Below are 16,381 nucleotides of genomic sequence, written 5' to 3' on the forward strand. Positions count from 1 at the left end.
CATGCTGTGTTAACACACCCTTACAGAAACGTAGATGCGAAGTCAGGTAATAACAAGGGGGGATATCGTAAAAACAATCGCTAAAGATCGAGAGTTTAAATATCGTTGGTACCCAACCAGAAACTCAGATTCTTAGCGAGAAACTCCTCCACCGGCATATAGTGCGAACCGTCACAGGAGAAGGTCAGACCGAGCATGCCGTTCATGATATTCACCGATGCACTGCGCAGATAGATGGTCTCATCGACGAAGCGCAGTGCCTTGAATTCCTGCAACACGTCACGTAACTGTTCAGGGCTCACCTTGGCTCGATCAGGGTAGGGATGCAGCGGATAGGCCAACACGATATCCGGGTCGATGATCTCCTCGACACCATGAATATGGTAGCTGTAGGGATCATCCATATCCCAGAATGAGCAGCGCCCGCTGGAGAAGTGGATCTTGCAGTGAAAGATGCCGTGTTCGGTCATCAGATCGTAGACGGTTTCATGCACTGAATCGATGTGTTCATCGAGCCGGCTCTGCACTCTCTGCTGCATAAACAGTTGACCGCGAACCGCCGGATCTCCCTTGAACTGCTGCCACTGGGGCTGCTCCATGCTGGCGTTCTCTTCCGCGTTGAGTTTGTCGAGCGAGAAGTCCGCCGCGATGAAGCCGACCAGATTTTTATTCTGCCGCACCGCCTGCAGAGCAGTGACACACTCGCGATGTGAAAACTGGCTGTGGTAGACCGATGAGAGCATGATCCCCTTGAAAGGCAGGTTGTTCTTCAGATAGGGGCGCTCGGAGAGATCCCTGCCCCGCCAGCCTCTATCCACACCATCTGGCATCACCAGGGATGAGATCTCCCGACCGTCCAGATCCCAGGCATAGAGAAATTCGCAATTGGTGATATCGCCGATATGCTCCAGCAGTACTCCGTCGAGTGCATCCGGATCCTGCCAGACCTGGGCACACTGTTTGGCCAATTCGGAGAGGGGCTTGCCGATAGCGCTGGCCAAGGCATCTTTTTTTGCCAGTATGATCTGTTTTACTGCAGACATAGGTTTGAGATTCACTCCTGGGCTGAACGCGATATACTTAGTTGCCGGGTTGGCCGGTTACCTCTTTATACCAAAAAAATGTTGCTAAAGGATCTTAATCCGTGACCAGTTTAAAAAATGACCGTTTTCTTAGAGCCTTGGCGCGTGAGCCGGTGGATATGACCCCTGTGTGGATGATGCGTCAGGCAGGACGTTATCTGCCTGAATACCGGGCCACCCGTGCGAAGGCCGGGAGTTTCATGGATCTGTGTAAGAATCCGGAATTGGCCTGTGAAGTGACCCTGCAGCCTTTGGATCGTTATCCGCTGGATGCGGCGATCCTATTCTCCGACATTCTGACCGTTCCGGATGCGATGGGCCTGGGCCTCTACTTCACCACGGGGGAGGGCCCCAGGTTTGAGCGCCCGGTAACCGATGAAGCGGCTGTTGAGGCGCTCGGTCTGCCGGATATGGCAGAAGATCTGGGCTATGTGATGGATGCGGTGAGCACCATTCGGCGGGAGCTGGATGGCCGAGTGCCTTTGATCGGCTTCAGTGGCAGCCCCTGGACACTGGCCACCTATATGGTCGAGGGGAGCGGCACCAAGAACTTCTCCAAAGTGAAAGGGATGATGTTCGACCGCCCTGAGCTGATGCATCGCCTGCTGGAGAAGGTTGCAACCGCGGTGACCGCCTATCTGAATGCCCAGGTTGAAGCCGGTGCCCAGGCGTTGATGATCTTCGATACCTGGGGCGGCGCCCTGACCCCACAGCACTATCAGAGCTTTTCCCTGGACTACATGGCGCGGATTCTGGACGGCCTGACCAAACAAGCCGATGGGTGCAAGATTCCGACCATACTCTTTACCAAAGGTGGCGGTCTGTGGCTGGAGAAGATGGCTGACACCGGCTGTGATGGGCTTGGCGTCGACTGGACTTTGAGTCTTGCCGATGCCAGAAGCCGAGTGGGTGACCGGGTCGCACTGCAGGGAAATCTGGACCCATGCACCCTCTACGCCTCACCGGAGCGGATTCGTGAGGAGGTGGCGAAGGTGCTTTCCAGTTATGGACAGGGCAGTGGCCATATCTTCAATCTGGGGCATGGTATCCACCCGGAGATCGACCCTGAACATGCGGGTGTGTTTGTCGAAGCGGTTCATGAATTGAGTCGTCCCTACCATCAGTAGAGCCATTTAATTATGAAAGTAACCCTGCTAGGACTTGGATTGATGGGGCTGCCGGTTGCCCATCGTTTGATTCAACGTGGTCATGAGGTGAAAGCCTGGAACCGATCAGAATCACGTCTGCAGACGGCGCAGGCCGAAGGCGTTGCCGTGACAGGGGATCTGGCTGATGCGGTCAGCGATTCGGAGGTCCTCCTGCTGACATTGAGTGATGCCCAGGCAATCGAGTCGGTGCTGTTCTGCGATGAGGTCGTGAGCCAACTTGGTGGTAAGACGGTGTTGCAGATGGGTACCATCTCGCCCGATCAGAGTCGCGAACTTGCTGACCGGGTGCAACAGTCAGGTGCCGACTATCTGGAGGTGCCGGTACTCGGTAGTATTCCAGAGGCGATGAGTGGTGAATTGATCGTGATGGCGGGTGGTTCCGAGGAGGTCTACCACCACTGTCTGTTGTTACTCAGAGGGCTGGGTAAGGAGGTTGACCTGGTTGGCGGAGTCGGTCAGGCAGCGGCAATGAAACTGGCGATGAATCAGCTGATCGCCGCACTGACGGTCGGGTTTGCCCAGAGCCTGGGCTTGATCCGGGCTGAGGGTGTCGATGTTGAACATTTCATGAAGTTACTGCGTGAAAGCGCACTCTATGCACCGACCTTCGATAAAAAACTGCAGAAGTACCTCGAACACGACTACAGCAAAGCCAACTTTCCCCTGAAGCATCTGATCAAGGATATCGGACTGTTTAAAGCGGTGGCTGAATCTTCCGGTATGAACGGTAAAGTGGCCGATGCCACACTGAGCATTTTGAACAGTGGTCAACAGGCTGGATACGGTGATGAAGACTATTCAGCCCTGTATGAAGCGATCAATCCGGGTTTCGATGCGGAAACCGATATCGGTTGTTAGGGCCTGATAAAAAAGCTGCAGGACAGTCTCTCGATGTAGCAACATATTGCTGGGCGCTGTGATTTAACTGAGCGCTGTTAAATCAAAAAACAGAATCCACTCACCTTTGAGTTTCCGAAACAGATCTGAAGTGACCGAAAGGTTATCTGTGTTATTACCGGCTACTATTTCGGTATTCATCCGTAGATTAAAAAAACCCCATTTAATGCAAACTGTTGTTTGCTGGCTTGACAGGCATTACCATCTAGGGCCTGTTACCACTAATCCGGTCGACTGTTTACAGGTGAAATCCATAGCAGTGAAGCTGTAGTTGTACACAACAATTCACTCTTTCAGTCATACTGCTGTGCTGAAGATACTAATAACATAAGTCGAGTGATTGGAAGTCGTGTTAGCAGACACTGAAGCATTTATCTGACTGAAGCTTGGCAGGTAATCGAAAATAAGAATTAGATTTAAAGTATGGACTAAAGATAGATGGAACTTACACTTCAACGGAAGATGAATAACAAGCTCAATCTGGAATTAGCCAAAGAATCATACAAGCTTGCAACAAAAGCCAGTATCGGCAGTTTTGCGACTTTTGCAGCAATCATCTATTTTTTCTGGGGCCTGGTTTCAACGCCATTACTGACTGCCTGGGTTTTTATCAATATTGTCTGTTCGGCATCGGTATTCTTTGTTGCCCGTCAGTTTGAAAAACGAGTCAATCTGAATAATGCAAACAGATGGCTGCGCATATACAGCCTACTGGTGTTGGTCAGTGTTGTACCCTGGGGGTTTATCGGTCCGATAGGTTTTATGATAGAGGATGAGACCTATCATATGTTGACGCTCTTCATATTGGGCGGTGTGACAGCGGGTGGCATCATTACCCGTGCAGTGATATTCAAAAACTATGTGCTGACACTTTTCTCCTTGTTGACACCAACCCTGATAACGCTGCTTATGCAGGGAACCGCCCTTGCCGAAACCGTTCTGATCCTGATTCTGATCTATATGGTATTTATGTTGTGGGTTGCCAAAAGTTACAGTCGTAACGTTAAACACAATATCCAGCTATGGTTGGACAATGAAAAGCTGCTTGGAGAGGTGAGGGATTCTCATGCAGAAATTGCAAAAAAGAATCTGGAACTGACCCGCGAGATCGAACAGGGTAAGAAGATTGAAAGCCAGTTGATTGAAGCCAAGGAGAGATCTGAGCGGGCGAGTGAAGCAAAGAACCAGTTTCTGGCCAATGTCAGCCATGAACTGCGTACACCGTTAAATGGAATTATGGGTTTTACCGAGTTGCTGCAGGAAGAGCGTCTGGAGCAGAAACATAATCAATTTGTTTCACAAATCGGCAAAGCAGCAAAAAGTCTGTTGCATATTGTGAATGACATTCTGGATATCACCTCGATTGAGTCAGGCCAGATCAGTTTGAATGAAGAAGCCTTCACACTGCATACGGAAATGGAAGAGGTTCTTGCCATCATGGGTCCGAATGCTGAGCGAAAGAATCTGGCGCTTAAGCTGTGCATCGATAAGCAGATTCATAACAGGCTGTATGGGGATGCAAACCGTTTGCGTCAGATTGTCAGTAATCTGCTTTCCAACGCGATCAAGTATACCGAGTCGGGTTGTGTCAGTTTGACAATAAAATTGTTGAACTCAAACGGCAAAAAAGTATTGCTTAGATTCGAAGTCGAGGATACTGGAGTCGGTATAGCTGAGACGGAAATAAGTACGATTTTCGATAATTTCACCCGAGTGGAAAATTTTGAAACCCGTAAAACGGAAGGTGCCGGGCTGGGTTTGGCGATCGTTAAGAGCCTGGTGGTAAAAATGGATGGTGAACTGGATGTCTGCAGTCAATTGAATGAAGGTTCCTGTTTCAGTCTGGAGTTGCCACTGAAAGTCTGTACTCAGGATGATTTCTGTCTGCAGGCACCTAGAGCTGCCACTGTCACGCAACAACAGCGCCAAAACTTTCATGTACTGGTTGTCGATGATAACGAAATCAATCGAATGCTGCTTTGCGCATTTCTTGCCAAGCTCGGCAATCCTTATGCTGTCGCCAGCAATGGCTATGAAGCCTTGGCACAAATACGCAACAACCGATTTGATGTTGTTTTGATGGATATTCAAATGCCCGATATCAGTGGTATGGATGTGGCAAACCGGTTGCGGGCCGAGAGCGGATCAATACCAATTCTGATTGCGACCACAGCACATGCCTTTCCTGAACAGCATCAAACGATTCTCGATGCCGGTTTTTCTGACCTGTTGACCAAGCCAGTTGGAATGGAGGAGTTGGAAAAGACTCTGACCCATGCCTATAGTGGTGGATACGCGGAAAAGAAGAGAGTTGCCAATACCATGTTGATGTAATCCTTGCCGGGATTGATTGTAATGACCAAATAAAATAGATTACTTCCTAAGCTACATATATCCCCCGTTTCAAATCGTGATACTTGGCGGAGTCTTTATCCCTTTCGGACCGCTGAATGTGAACCATCATGTCAACAATTTTAATTGCTTGATTCATGTCATGTTTGCAATCTCCACCATCCTCTATGATGCGCAGTTTTACCGCTAGAGATCTTTGGTGCGCCATGAGTAAATATCAGCTACCTATCGTAGCCAGTGATCAGATACCGCTTGTCGAACTGGAAGTGATGAATCAGGTGCATCGGGAAGAGGTTGAATTGATCAACCAGTTGGGAACGCTGTTGATCAATGGATTCGAGGCCAAGCCCGAAATTGAAAAGATCACTCAATCGGTTATGGCCTGGATCGACCATACCCAGGAACATTTCGAGCGCGAAAACAAAATGATGATGGAGCATGGCTTCCCAGCCTATCCGGTGCATAAGGGGGAACATGATCAGGTGTTGTTACGGCTTGAATCGTTACAGGCTCAATGGCTCAAGGAGTTCAATCTGGAAGCCCTGGCCGACTTTATCTTCATCGAGTGGCGCAATTGGTTTGATAATCATGTCAAAACTATGGACATGGTGACAGCCCAGTTCTTAGGCCGGTTTATTCGATAGAGAAAACTGGAAAGGGTGAGTTGGTCAGGCTAGGGCCGGTTAACGGGTTCTATGAGAACAGTCTGGTATTTTGCAGGGCGGGGCCAGTGACTGACCACCGCCCTATTCTGCAGTTAGCCAATCATTACTGAGATAATGATACCCAGCACCAGGATTGCTAATGCGCCGACTATTGCTTTATCACTACCTAACATGGTTTGTCCTCCAAGTTTGACTTGACCAAAAAGCTCCTTAAAGGAATAGACAACAGCAAGTGTGTCTTTTCACAGGAGACAAGCAATAACATTGCGAGCACTAGGGTAATTGCGGCAAGCTCCATTTTAACTGACTTAAGTCAATGAACTGCAAGGTTTTAATCCGTTTTAACACAGAATGTGACCAGTTGTTTAAAGTGCCTGCTGGCGATTCTGTTCGAGCCGATGCCCCAAAGCGCCATAGGCCGGTGCAGATGGATTGGTGAGGTGATGCGCCCCAGTGCTCCCTATTGGGCCGGGTTTCATGGTACAAATAGCTCAATTACTCTTTACCTGATGCAGCCGCAAAAAAAGTAATAACAGATCAGGGAGGAGCCGTGGATACCCCGATTCGATGCAGAACACTGGCGTGTGGCTTATTTACACCGCGCCACGGCTCTGCGGCTACTTTTACTGGCCGGCTGGGGTATCATTTATCCTGACACCGTGCTGGAGAGAATTTTGCTACCTGCAGGGTTGACTGGTGTAGCGAGAAGGTGGGCCCGATATGAATCTGCTGTTTAGTGAACTTCCCGGACGTTTTGAACGTCATTTGATGCGCAAGCATGACAATCCCCTGTTTCGAGCGTCACAGAGTCAGCTGACCCAGGAGCAACTGACCGAAGCCCAGCGTCTCGACCACGAAGAGCTGGTGGCCTATATCGATAGTCTGCGCAAACTGGTAGGGGAAGCCGTGGCTTTGGGTCCCCATGAGCAGAGCGATGTGATTCTCGAGCTGAAAGAGCGACTCGATAAAGCCTACGAAAATGCCTGCCGTCTGGCCGATGATCAGACTCCGAACAAGCAGGCCATCACGAAACTGGTCGAGGTGATCATGCGTGCGGTATGGAAAGGGGCAGGTAACGACACCCTGGCGCATCAGGAGCTGCAGCAGGAGGAGGCCGCCCGAAAAACCCACTATGCGTTGCTTGAGCATCCCCTGGTGGCCGACTTGCTCGATCCCGATTCACTGATTCTTCAAAATGAGCTGCTGCCGGTACTTTTGAGTGCGGAACAGGATGAGTTTGAAGCCGCCATCACCCTGTTCGATCCGGCACAGCTGTCTGAACTCTGTCGTCAGGGCGAGGAGTTCTTTAGCGCAGCGGCTGAAGGCGAAGCCTGGCAAAAGGCGAAACAGCGGTTTGATATCCTGCAGGGTGTGTTGGATTCTCTCGACCGTGAAGGCCAGAACGCCTGAGCCGGGAGATTACAACGATAGGTTGTCTGCTGTTATAAGGCCCGAATACCATCCCTGGTTTGTGACGAACATGGTCTGCTGAAAGCGTGGCGTCGTTACTGATCCGCAAAGTCCTGGGTCCAGTAGATTCGATAACGTGCCGATGGGTTTTCTGCCACACCGGCGCCCATTTCAGTGACGCTTGTGTTCATGATGTTGGCGCAGTGGCCGGGACTCTCCAGCCAAGCGGTCATCACCGCCTCCTCATCGTTGTATCCGGCTGCGATATTTTCGGCATAGGCGCGCCAGATGTAACCCGCAGCTGTGATTCTATCCCCCGGACTTGAGTCATCCAGACCGGTATGGCTGAAGTAGTCATTGTCGGCCATGGAGGTTGAGTGGTTCTGTGCGGCGGTTTCCAGTTGGCAGTGCCAGGCGATCGCTTCGACGGCGCTATAATTGGTGCCGCCACAATTCCGGCTGACCGCTCTGGCATTGTTTACCAGAGTCAGCATCAGTTTGTCATTCTCGTCCATGCAGGCATCGATGGTTGCCTGGCTGGTGCTGCCCAGGTTGTAGCTCGATCCGGTGGTGAATTCCCAGCTCGCTACCGGGACCTGGTTGCCTGAAGGATCCTGCAGATTTGTCCCAAGCGTTACCCGATAGAGGGTGTTGGCAAGCAGTGGATTATCGAAACTCAGGATCAGGCTGTCGCTGTTCGAGTTATAGCTGACACTGGCGGTTACCGATGAACCTGCCTGGGTAACCAGAAGACTCTGGTTATCGACCAGAGTCGCATCCAGGGGTTCGTCGAAACTGACGCTGACCTGGGTGGTAGTTGAGACGCCGACCGCATCGGCCAGGGGGGATCGGCTGGTGACCGCCGGGGCGGTGTTGTCCGCTGCCGGTGAGAGTTGAATGGTGATATCGGCGGTGGCGCTGTATTCCCCGTCATTCACCGTCAAACGCAAGCTTAAGCTGCTGCTCTGTGTCACTTCCGGTGCGATGAAAGTGAGCGTGGGGTTGCTATTGTTGGTCAGATTGATCGCCTCTCCCCCGGTCTGTGTCCAGAGGTAGCTGAGGCTGTCATCATCAGGATCACTGGATGCGGAGCCGTCCAGAGTGACGGTTTCACCCGATGTGCTGCTTTGACTGCCGCTGATCGAGGCTGCTGGTGGTTGGTTCACCGGCTGGGGTGTCACCACGTCATCGGCCGGTGGTGGCTGATCCGGTTCCACCGGGGTGTTGTCCCCTTCATCCGGGTTCGTGGTGTCGGTGTCGTCCGGCGGGGTGTTGTTGTCATCCCCTCCGTTGCTATCATCCTGGGTGTTGTCATCGACTGTGGTTTGAGAATCCCCCTCATCATCGCCCCCGGATCCACCACCGCCACAGGCGATTAGAGTGAGACTGAGCATCAGTGCCAGAAGAAGGGCTTTGGTATTATTTTTACGGAACATATGACAAACCATCAGCTAAAGACCAAGGGCACTACCAAGCTCCAATCCCGATAGCGGAGTTGGTGGCGCCTACGACTATTAGTCGGCGAATCCGTTGGAATCTACAGGTTGTTTCAGGGCTAAAATCTGGGCTTGTTCACAATTGTGGGAGTTGAGGAAGCTTGGATCCTATTTAACCCAGCGACCAATTCGTTCACTTTCAGTCGCATTCAGCCCTAGCCGGTATTGCGTAAGCCGGCGGAGATGGCATTGATCGAGCGTAACAGGGGGGTCAGCCAAAGCTCCTGCTGCTCTTCACTCAGGCCGCTGTAGCGGTAGTGTTTGATCAACTCCAGCTGAATGTGATTAAGCGGATCCAGATAGGCGTCTCTGCGACGGATCGATTGTTGTAGAACAGGGGTGTCATCCAGCAGTTCATTCAGCTGGGCAATGGTCAGAATTTCAGCACAGGTCAGTTCGTACTCGCGCTTGATCATGTCGAAGATCGTTCGGCTGGTTGGTTTATCCAGACAGAGATCGGCATACTTTTGCGCGATGGTCATGTTCGACTTGGTCAGGGCCATCTGGGCGTTATTCAGCAGGGCGTGGAAGAAGGGCCACTCCTGGTACATGGTACGAAGCTGCTTCAGTCTGCCAGGCTTGTTTTTGCGCCAGTTGGCCAGACCGCTGCCGATGCCATACCAACCCGGTAGATTCTGCCTCGACTGTCCCCAGCCGAATACCCAGGCGATCGCTCTTACCGAGGATTTGGAACGGTTTCCCTTGGTCCGATGGGAGGGCCTGGAGCCGATGTTCATCAGGCCGATCTCATTGACCGGGGTCGCTTCGTAGAAGTAATCGAGAAATCCGGGGGTCTGTTCAGTGAGTTTTCGGAACTGTTGCTCGCCAAGCGCGGCGATCTCCTGCATGATTTGGCTGTAGTCCTTTCGCTCCCGCTTGACTGTGGTTACCAGGCCTTGACTGGCCTTCAACAGGCCGGTGATACCCATGGTCAGTTCGTAGATGGCGGTCTCCTGATTGCTGTACTTGTAGGAGAGAACTTCACCCTGTTCGGTAAATTTGATTTCGCCGTTGACGGTGTTTTTCGGCTGGGCGAGGATCGATTGGTGGGTTGGTCCGCCACCCCGCCCTACTGTGCCTCCTCGGCCGTGAAACAGTCGGCAGCGCAGTTTTTCCCGGTTTGCGAGGTCGATGATCCGCTGCTGTGTCTGGTAGAGATTCCAGGCAGAGGCCATGATGCCCCCATCCTTGGCAGAGTCGGAATAACCGAGCATGATCTCCTGGCGTCGATGGTTGGCATTCAGCAGATTCTGATAGCAGGGGTTGTTGAACAGGCTTTGCAGAATCTCTTCACAACGCTTCAGGTCGTCGATGGTTTCAAACAGGGGAGAGATCTCCAGTCGGCAGAACCAGCTGCCCTGTCGCAAGCCGAGCAGTCCGGCCAGGCTGCCGAGCAGAGCCACCTCCATGATGTCACTGGCCTGGTGGGTCATGGAGATCACGTATTGCCCAATCGCGTTTGGGCTGATGCTGGTTTGGGTTTCCGCAATCAGATCGAATACCGCCAACATCTTCCGGGTCTCATCCGATAAGCGGTCCCGCTGCAACGGCTTGGCCAGTCCATTACAGATTTTGTCGTCAAGCAGAGCCAGTCTCTGTTCGGGTTCGAGTTGCAGATAGTCATCAGCGTCGCCGCTCTGTTTGAGGATTTCCGCCACCGCTTCACTGTGCAGTTTCGACTCCTGTCGAATGTCCAGAGACATCAGATAAAAACCAAAGGTTTCCGCCAGGTGTATCAGCTCCTGCAAGGCCCCCTCAGCCGCATCGCCATCACCATGGCTCAACAGAGAGTTGTAGATCAGTTTCAGGTCCCGTTGGAAGGCCTGCTCATCGGTATAGGCGCCGACGTGGTTGGACTCCTCAAGCGTCTTGCTTGGCAAAGCAGGCATGCTCAGACGCAATCGCTCACGCATGATGTAGAGCTTGCGCCGGTAGGGCTCGTCCTCGAAGCGCCGGGGGTTGTCGCAGAACAGCTGTTTGCAGATTTCGTTGTCGGACTTCAGGCTCTCCGTAAAGGCCCAGTTGGGATTACAAAAGCGGTTGGAGAAAGTCAGTTCGGCAATCAGGCTGTCCACCCGGCGGATATACTCCTGCAGGATGGTCTGCTGCTGCAGGGTCAGGGCCAGACGGGTAACTTCCGGTGTAACGAAGGGGTTGCCGTCCCGGTCGCCACCGATCCAGGATCCGAAGCGGATGAAGGGTGAAAGCTGAACTCCGTGGTAGTCGGGCTGTCCTCCATAGATGCGTTCGATACCGGCCCGAAGCCGTCGATAGACCTGAGGTACTGCGTCAAACAGGCTGCTTTGAAAATAGTGAAGACCCAGACGTATCTCATTGCGTACCTCGGGACGAACCGCCCGAACCTCTTCTGTTTTCCACAGAGTCTGAATCTGCGTCTTGAGTGAACGAATGGTCTCCTCGCGTTGCTCAAGTCGCCGTTTTGGGGCATCCAGATCCTCGCTGGTGAGAAAGATCCGGCGCAACAGGTTCATGATCACCAACCGTTTGGACTCGGTTGGGTGCGCCGTGAATACCGGAATGTAGGCCGCATCATCGAGAATACTCTGCAGCTGCTGAGGCTCAATACCCTGTGCATGAAACGCCCGCAGGGTATGGTCGAATGAGCCCTGCCATAACTCCTGGCCCTTGCCGGCGATACGTCTGCGTTGGCGATGCAGAAACGCCTCCTCTGCAATATTCACCAGTACGAAATAGATACTGAAAGCCCTGACAACGGCACTGAGGGTTTCCGGTTGCAGGGAGAGAATCAGCCGGGTGAGGCGATCGTAGAGGGCAGCATCGTGCTGGTTATTCAGTTTGATGTAGCCCTTGCGCAAACGCTCGACCACTGTATAGGTATCCTTACCCACCTGTTCCTGCAGAACCTCACCCAGTAGTATACCTAGCAGACGCACACGGCTACGTAGATTCTTGTCATGTTTAACACAGGCTTTGGTAAAAGTGTCGGTCATGGTCGGTATATCTTTGTCGCTGAATCCTTTAGTAAACATTAGCAGGCTTGAGCTCCAGCCACACCACAAAAGAGCGGGGGTAAATCTGTTGATAGTCCGCAAATGCTGTCGCAAATTTGGATTGGTACTGTTCAATCCTGACCTATCGTGGGAAGCTGGCTATGCAGGAAAGCGTGTTGTGAATTTCTCTAACACTTTCATCCTAAGCCACGCTTTCAGCCTTTTTTAATTAAGATACGATCAAATCCTATTGATGCATTGGCAATGCAACGGCCATACGAATACCGATTTGCATTTATTCGCGGAATATCTTCTTCTGAATTTCAGCCAAACTGGCCGAGATGGGATTGACTCGAAGTGATTGGCGGCCTTTTACCTATCAGACCAACACCATCTCGATCCCGTCTTTCAACACTTGATCTATGAACTGCTGTTGCCACTGTTCACCGAGTCGCTGCTCGATCACTTCGAGTACCAGGTATCGGGGTTTCAGCCCTGTCTCGTCGGTATAGCGGCTGAGTCCTTGCTGACAGGCGGGGCAGCTGGTAAGCAGCTTGATCTCCGCCGACTGTGCTGTTTTGGTGTTGATTGCCTGGATGCCTTTATTCAGCTCTTCCGTTTTGCGGAAACGCAACTGGTTGGCAATATCCGGGCGACTGGTGCCCAGGGTGCCCGCTTCGCCGCAGCATCGATCGCTAAGCTCCACCGGCTTGCCGGTTAAACCGGAGACCACCTGCAACGGATTATACTGTTTGATCGGGGTATGACAGGGGTCGTGATAGAGATACTCGGTCTGCTGCTTACCGTCGAGGCAGACCCCTTTCTCCATCATATACTCATGAATATCGAGCAACCGGCAGCCGGGAAAGATCTTTTCAAACTGATAAGCCTGCAACTGATCCATGCAGGTGCCACATGAGACAAGCACGGTCTTGATGTCCATGTAGTTGAGGGTGTTGGCGATGCGGTGGAACAGTACCCGGTTTTCCGTGGTGATCCGCCGGCCTCTGGCATGTAGACCTGCAGCGGTCTGCGGATACCCGCAACAGAGATAACCGGGTGGCAGTACGGTTTCCGCACCCAGCTCGTTGAGCATCGCCAGGGTGGCGAGACCGATCTCGCTGAACAGGCGCTCGGATCCGCAACCCGGAAAATAGAACACGGCATCGCTCTCTTCACTGACCCGTTCGGGGTTGCGCAGGATCGGTACGGAATGGGTATCCTCCAGTTTGAGGGCGTCCCGCAGGGTCTGCTTCGGCGGTTCGACTCGGATCGGTTTCTGCAGCATCTCCACGACCAGGCTTTGCGGCCTGGGGTTGCCGGTCGTTGCATGGGGTGGCTGATCCTGCTGCTTCAGAAGTCCGCTTCTGGCAGCCAGAGCATGGCCCAGGTTGAGACCTTTGAAACCCCACTCAGCCAGGCCCCGGCGCATCCAGCGAATCGCCGTCGGATGGGTCATGTTGAGAAAGCTCATGGCCGCCTTGGCGCCCAGACTGGAGCGTTTTTTACCCCGGTCGATGAGGATCTTGCGCATCAGGGTGGTGACATCGCCGAAGTCGATATTCACCGGGCAGGGGCTTTCGCACTTGTGGCAGATAGTGCAGTGATCGGCAACATCGTTCATTTCGGTGAAATGTTGCAGGGAGATACCTCGTCGGGTCTGCTCTTCATAGAGAAAGGCCTCGATGATCAGGCCGGTGGCAAGAATCTTGTTACGTGGCGAATAGAGCAGGTTGGCCCTGGGGATATGGGTCATACAGACCGGCTTGCATTTACCACAGCGCAGGCAGTGCTTGATCTCATCATTGAGGGTGCCAAGCTCACTCTCCTCGAGAATGATCGCCTCCTGTTCCAGCAATCGCAGCGACGGGGTGTAGGCCATTTCCAGGTCGGCTCCGGCGATCAGTTTACCCCGATTGAAGCGGCTTTCAGGATCGACCTGTTGTTTGTACTCGGCAAAGGCTTCAAGCTTCTCCTGCTCCATATACTGCAGCTTTGTCAGGCCGATACCGTGTTCCCCGGAGATGGCGCCATCCAGGCTGAGTGCAAGGTCCATGATGCGGTCGACGATCCGGTCCGCCTGCTGCAACATGGCATAGTTGTCCGAGTGGACTGGGATATTGGTATGTACATTGCCATCCCCGGCATGCATGTGCAGGGCTACAAACAGACGTGAGTCGCGTAACCGGGTATGGATTTCACGCATTGCAAGGCGCAGATTCCTGACCTCCTGGCCGGAGAAGATCTCATCCAGATGGGTGGCGATCTCTGTCCGGTAGGAGACAACCAGATCCCGTCTCAGCAGCAGATCCAGCAGTCGGTCATGCTTGCGGATCAGGGACCTGTCGAGGCCGTTGACCAGGTCGATATTTTCCTCCGCCGAGGCTTCGATACGGCTCAATAGGGTGTGCCAGCGGTTTCTTGCCTGTTCTACCGCCTGTTTGGCCAGATCGAGTTTGGCCTGCAGAATGGAGCGGTTCTCATCGCTCGCCTCAAAGTCGTCATCTGCGTTACGAAGTGAGTGGTCACCAACCAGGTAGGCCAAGACTTCATCTGCAATTGTAATCTTGTTGCGGATCGATTCCTCGATATTGATCCGCTCGATACCACGACTGTAGTCGGCCAGTTTGTCCAGAGGAATGACCACGTCTTCATTGATTTTGAAGGCGTTGGTATGGGCTGAGATGGCAGCGGTGCGTGAGCGGTCGAGCCAGAAGTTGCGCCGTGCCTCGGGACTGCTGGCGATAAACGCCTCCCCTTCCCGCGCCCGGGTCATGCGTACCACCTCATCGGCGGCGGACTCCAGCAGTGCCAGGTTATCGCTGACCAGGTCGGCCAGCAGAACCATCTTGGGCCGTTCATGCCTGGCCGCCTTGGTGGAGTACTTGACCGCTTTCAGATAGCGTTCATCCAGATGCTCCAGACCGGCGAGCAGTACTTCCTCGTGTTTGTTCAGATAATCCGTGAGCTCAACGATTGCCGGGACCGCATTACCGATATCGGCGCCAAAAAACTCGAGACAGAGGGTGCGGACCTGCTTGGGCATGCGATGCAGAACAAACCGGGCCGAGGTGATCAGGCCGTCACAGCCCTCTTTCTGCACGCCGGGCAGGCCGGAGAGAAACTTATCGGTAACATCCTTTCCCAGCCCCACTTTGCGGAAGGCCTGACCGGGCATGCTCAGGGTTTGCGCTTCACCCAGCGGCTTCTTGCCGCTGCTGTCGTAGCGGGTGAGTCTGAAGCTGACTTCCGGCTGATCGTGAATCTTGCCCAGGTTGTGGTTGAGCCGTTCGATCTCCAGCCACTCCCCTTGGGGAGTGACCATCCGCCAGCTGGCCAGGTTATCGAGGGTGGTGCCCCATAACACCGCCTTTTTGCCGCCGGCATTCATGGCAATATTGCCACCAATGGTTGATGCATCCTGGGAGGTGGGATCGACAGCAAAGGCGAGACCTTTGGCATCCGCTTTTTCTGACACCCGGCGGGTCACCACGCCGGAGCCGACCAGGATGGTGGGTACCGTCTGTTCGACACCGGGAAGGCTGCTCGACTCGATCTCGGCGATTCCATCGAGCTTTTCCGTGTTGATCACCGCGCTGTGTGGATCCAGGGGGACGGCACTGCCGGTGTAGCCGGTGCCGCCGCCACGGGGAATCAGGGTCAGGCCGGAGTCGATACAGGCCTTGACGATCGGTGCCACCTCCTCTTCCCGGTCCGGGGTGATCACCACAAAAGGGATCTCCACACGCCAGTCGGTGGCATCTGTTGCATGGGATACCCGGGCCAGACCGCTGAAGTCGATGTTATCCGGGCGGGTCAGACCGATCAGGTTACGCTTGGTTCGCCGGCGCAGTTCGAGCAGATCATCGAAACGGCGGGCAAACTGATCAACGGCGCTGCGGGTGGCGGCATGCAGTTCCAGTGCCTGCTGGTTGTTGTTGGCCCTGGCTTCAAACTGTACCAATCGATGATTTAAAGCCTCGATCAGTGCCTTCCTGCGCTGCTCATTATCCAGCAAGTCATCCTGCAGGTAGGGGTTGCGGCTGACCACCCACATATCACCCAGAATCTCAAACAGCATTCTTGCGGAACGGCCAGTGCGTCGGGTACCTCTCAACTCCTCGATCAGGGTCCACATGGGTTTACCGAGGAACCGGATAACGATCTCCCGGTCAGAGAAGGAGGTATAGTTATATGGGATTTCTCGAATCCGCGCAGTGGGCTGCTTGTTCATCGAATGCAGGATAGTTCCAGAAGCGAAACGCCCTATTGTAACCTAAAAAAACAATGGGTCTTAAGTTTATAACTATAGAATTTATCAATAATATCGATCTTCAA

The 16,381-nt window shown here is 53.1% G+C and carries 9 protein-coding genes; 5 read left to right on the top strand and 4 right to left on the bottom strand.

Annotation, left to right across the window (positions count from 1 at the left end):
* Positions 1 to 95: 95 nt before the first annotated feature.
* Complete coding sequence (locus AC4IE8_RS10145) at positions 96 to 1,043, bottom strand: hypothetical protein (RefSeq protein WP_068994752.1); 948 nt, start codon at positions 1,041 to 1,043, stop codon at positions 96 to 98.
* Between the two features lie 101 nt (positions 1,044 to 1,144).
* Between AC4IE8_RS10145 and hemE the strand changes: the two genes are divergently transcribed.
* From hemE to AC4IE8_RS10170, 5 genes are all read left to right on the top strand, one after another.
* Positions 1,145 to 2,209: a uroporphyrinogen decarboxylase gene (gene hemE, locus AC4IE8_RS10150; protein WP_490790942.1), complete on the top strand. Its 1,065-nt coding sequence runs from the start codon at positions 1,145 to 1,147 to the stop codon at positions 2,207 to 2,209.
* A 12-nt stretch (positions 2,210 to 2,221) separates the two neighbouring features.
* Positions 2,222 to 3,109 (top strand): NAD(P)-dependent oxidoreductase, encoded by an 888-nt coding sequence (locus AC4IE8_RS10155; protein ID WP_068994754.1) that lies wholly within the window; start codon positions 2,222 to 2,224, stop codon positions 3,107 to 3,109.
* A gap of 477 nt (positions 3,110 to 3,586) precedes the next feature.
* A complete protein-coding gene (locus AC4IE8_RS10160; RefSeq protein WP_083226211.1) occupies positions 3,587 to 5,482 on the top strand; it encodes an ATP-binding protein in 1,896 nt (631 codons plus the stop codon).
* A gap of 224 nt (positions 5,483 to 5,706) precedes the next feature.
* Positions 5,707 to 6,144 (top strand): bacteriohemerythrin, encoded by a 438-nt coding sequence (locus AC4IE8_RS10165; protein WP_068994757.1) that lies wholly within the window; start codon positions 5,707 to 5,709, stop codon positions 6,142 to 6,144.
* Between the two features lie 741 nt (positions 6,145 to 6,885).
* Positions 6,886 to 7,575: a hypothetical protein gene (locus AC4IE8_RS10170; RefSeq protein ID WP_490790943.1), complete on the top strand. Its 690-nt coding sequence runs from the start codon at positions 6,886 to 6,888 to the stop codon at positions 7,573 to 7,575.
* Between the two features lie 95 nt (positions 7,576 to 7,670).
* Here AC4IE8_RS10170 and AC4IE8_RS10175 read toward each other — a convergent pair whose 3' ends face one another.
* The 3 genes from AC4IE8_RS10175 to AC4IE8_RS10185 all read right to left on the bottom strand — a co-directional run bounded on the left by AC4IE8_RS10175 (position 7,671) and on the right by AC4IE8_RS10185 (position 16,277).
* A complete protein-coding gene (locus AC4IE8_RS10175; RefSeq protein ID WP_490790944.1) occupies positions 7,671 to 9,011 on the bottom strand; it encodes a CAP domain-containing protein in 1,341 nt (446 codons plus the stop codon).
* Positions 9,012 to 9,226: 215 nt separating this feature from the next.
* Positions 9,227 to 12,043 (bottom strand): phosphoenolpyruvate carboxylase, encoded by a 2,817-nt coding sequence (gene ppc / locus AC4IE8_RS10180; RefSeq protein ID WP_490790963.1) that lies wholly within the window; start codon positions 12,041 to 12,043, stop codon positions 9,227 to 9,229.
* A 379-nt stretch (positions 12,044 to 12,422) separates the two neighbouring features.
* Complete coding sequence (locus AC4IE8_RS10185; protein WP_490790945.1) at positions 12,423 to 16,277, bottom strand: DUF3683 domain-containing protein; 3,855 nt, start codon at positions 16,275 to 16,277, stop codon at positions 12,423 to 12,425.
* Positions 16,278 to 16,381: the final 104 nt, after the last annotated feature.

The organism is Candidatus Thiodiazotropha sp. AKAK2 (assembly GCF_058244685.1).

Bases quoted from the DNA above. Each gene is read 5' to 3' on its own strand.
- AC4IE8_RS10145 (WP_068994752.1), bottom strand. From the start codon at position 1,043: ATGTCTGCAGTAAAACAGATCATACTGGCAAAAAAAGATGCCTTGGCC.
- AC4IE8_RS10155 (WP_068994754.1), top strand. From the start codon at position 2,222: ATGAAAGTAACCCTGCTAGGACTTGGATTGATGGGGCTGCCGGTTGCC.
- AC4IE8_RS10160 (WP_083226211.1), top strand. From the start codon at position 3,587: ATGGAACTTACACTTCAACGGAAGATGAATAACAAGCTCAATCTGGAA.
- AC4IE8_RS10165 (WP_068994757.1), top strand. From the start codon at position 5,707: ATGAGTAAATATCAGCTACCTATCGTAGCCAGTGATCAGATACCGCTT.
- AC4IE8_RS10170 (WP_490790943.1), top strand. From the start codon at position 6,886: ATGAATCTGCTGTTTAGTGAACTTCCCGGACGTTTTGAACGTCATTTG.
- AC4IE8_RS10175 (WP_490790944.1), bottom strand. From the start codon at position 9,011: ATGTTCCGTAAAAATAATACCAAAGCCCTTCTTCTGGCACTGATGCTC.
- ppc (WP_490790963.1), bottom strand. From the start codon at position 12,043: ATGACCGACACTTTTACCAAAGCCTGTGTTAAACATGACAAGAATCTA.
- AC4IE8_RS10185 (WP_490790945.1), bottom strand. From the start codon at position 16,277: ATGAACAAGCAGCCCACTGCGCGGATTCGAGAAATCCCATATAACTAT.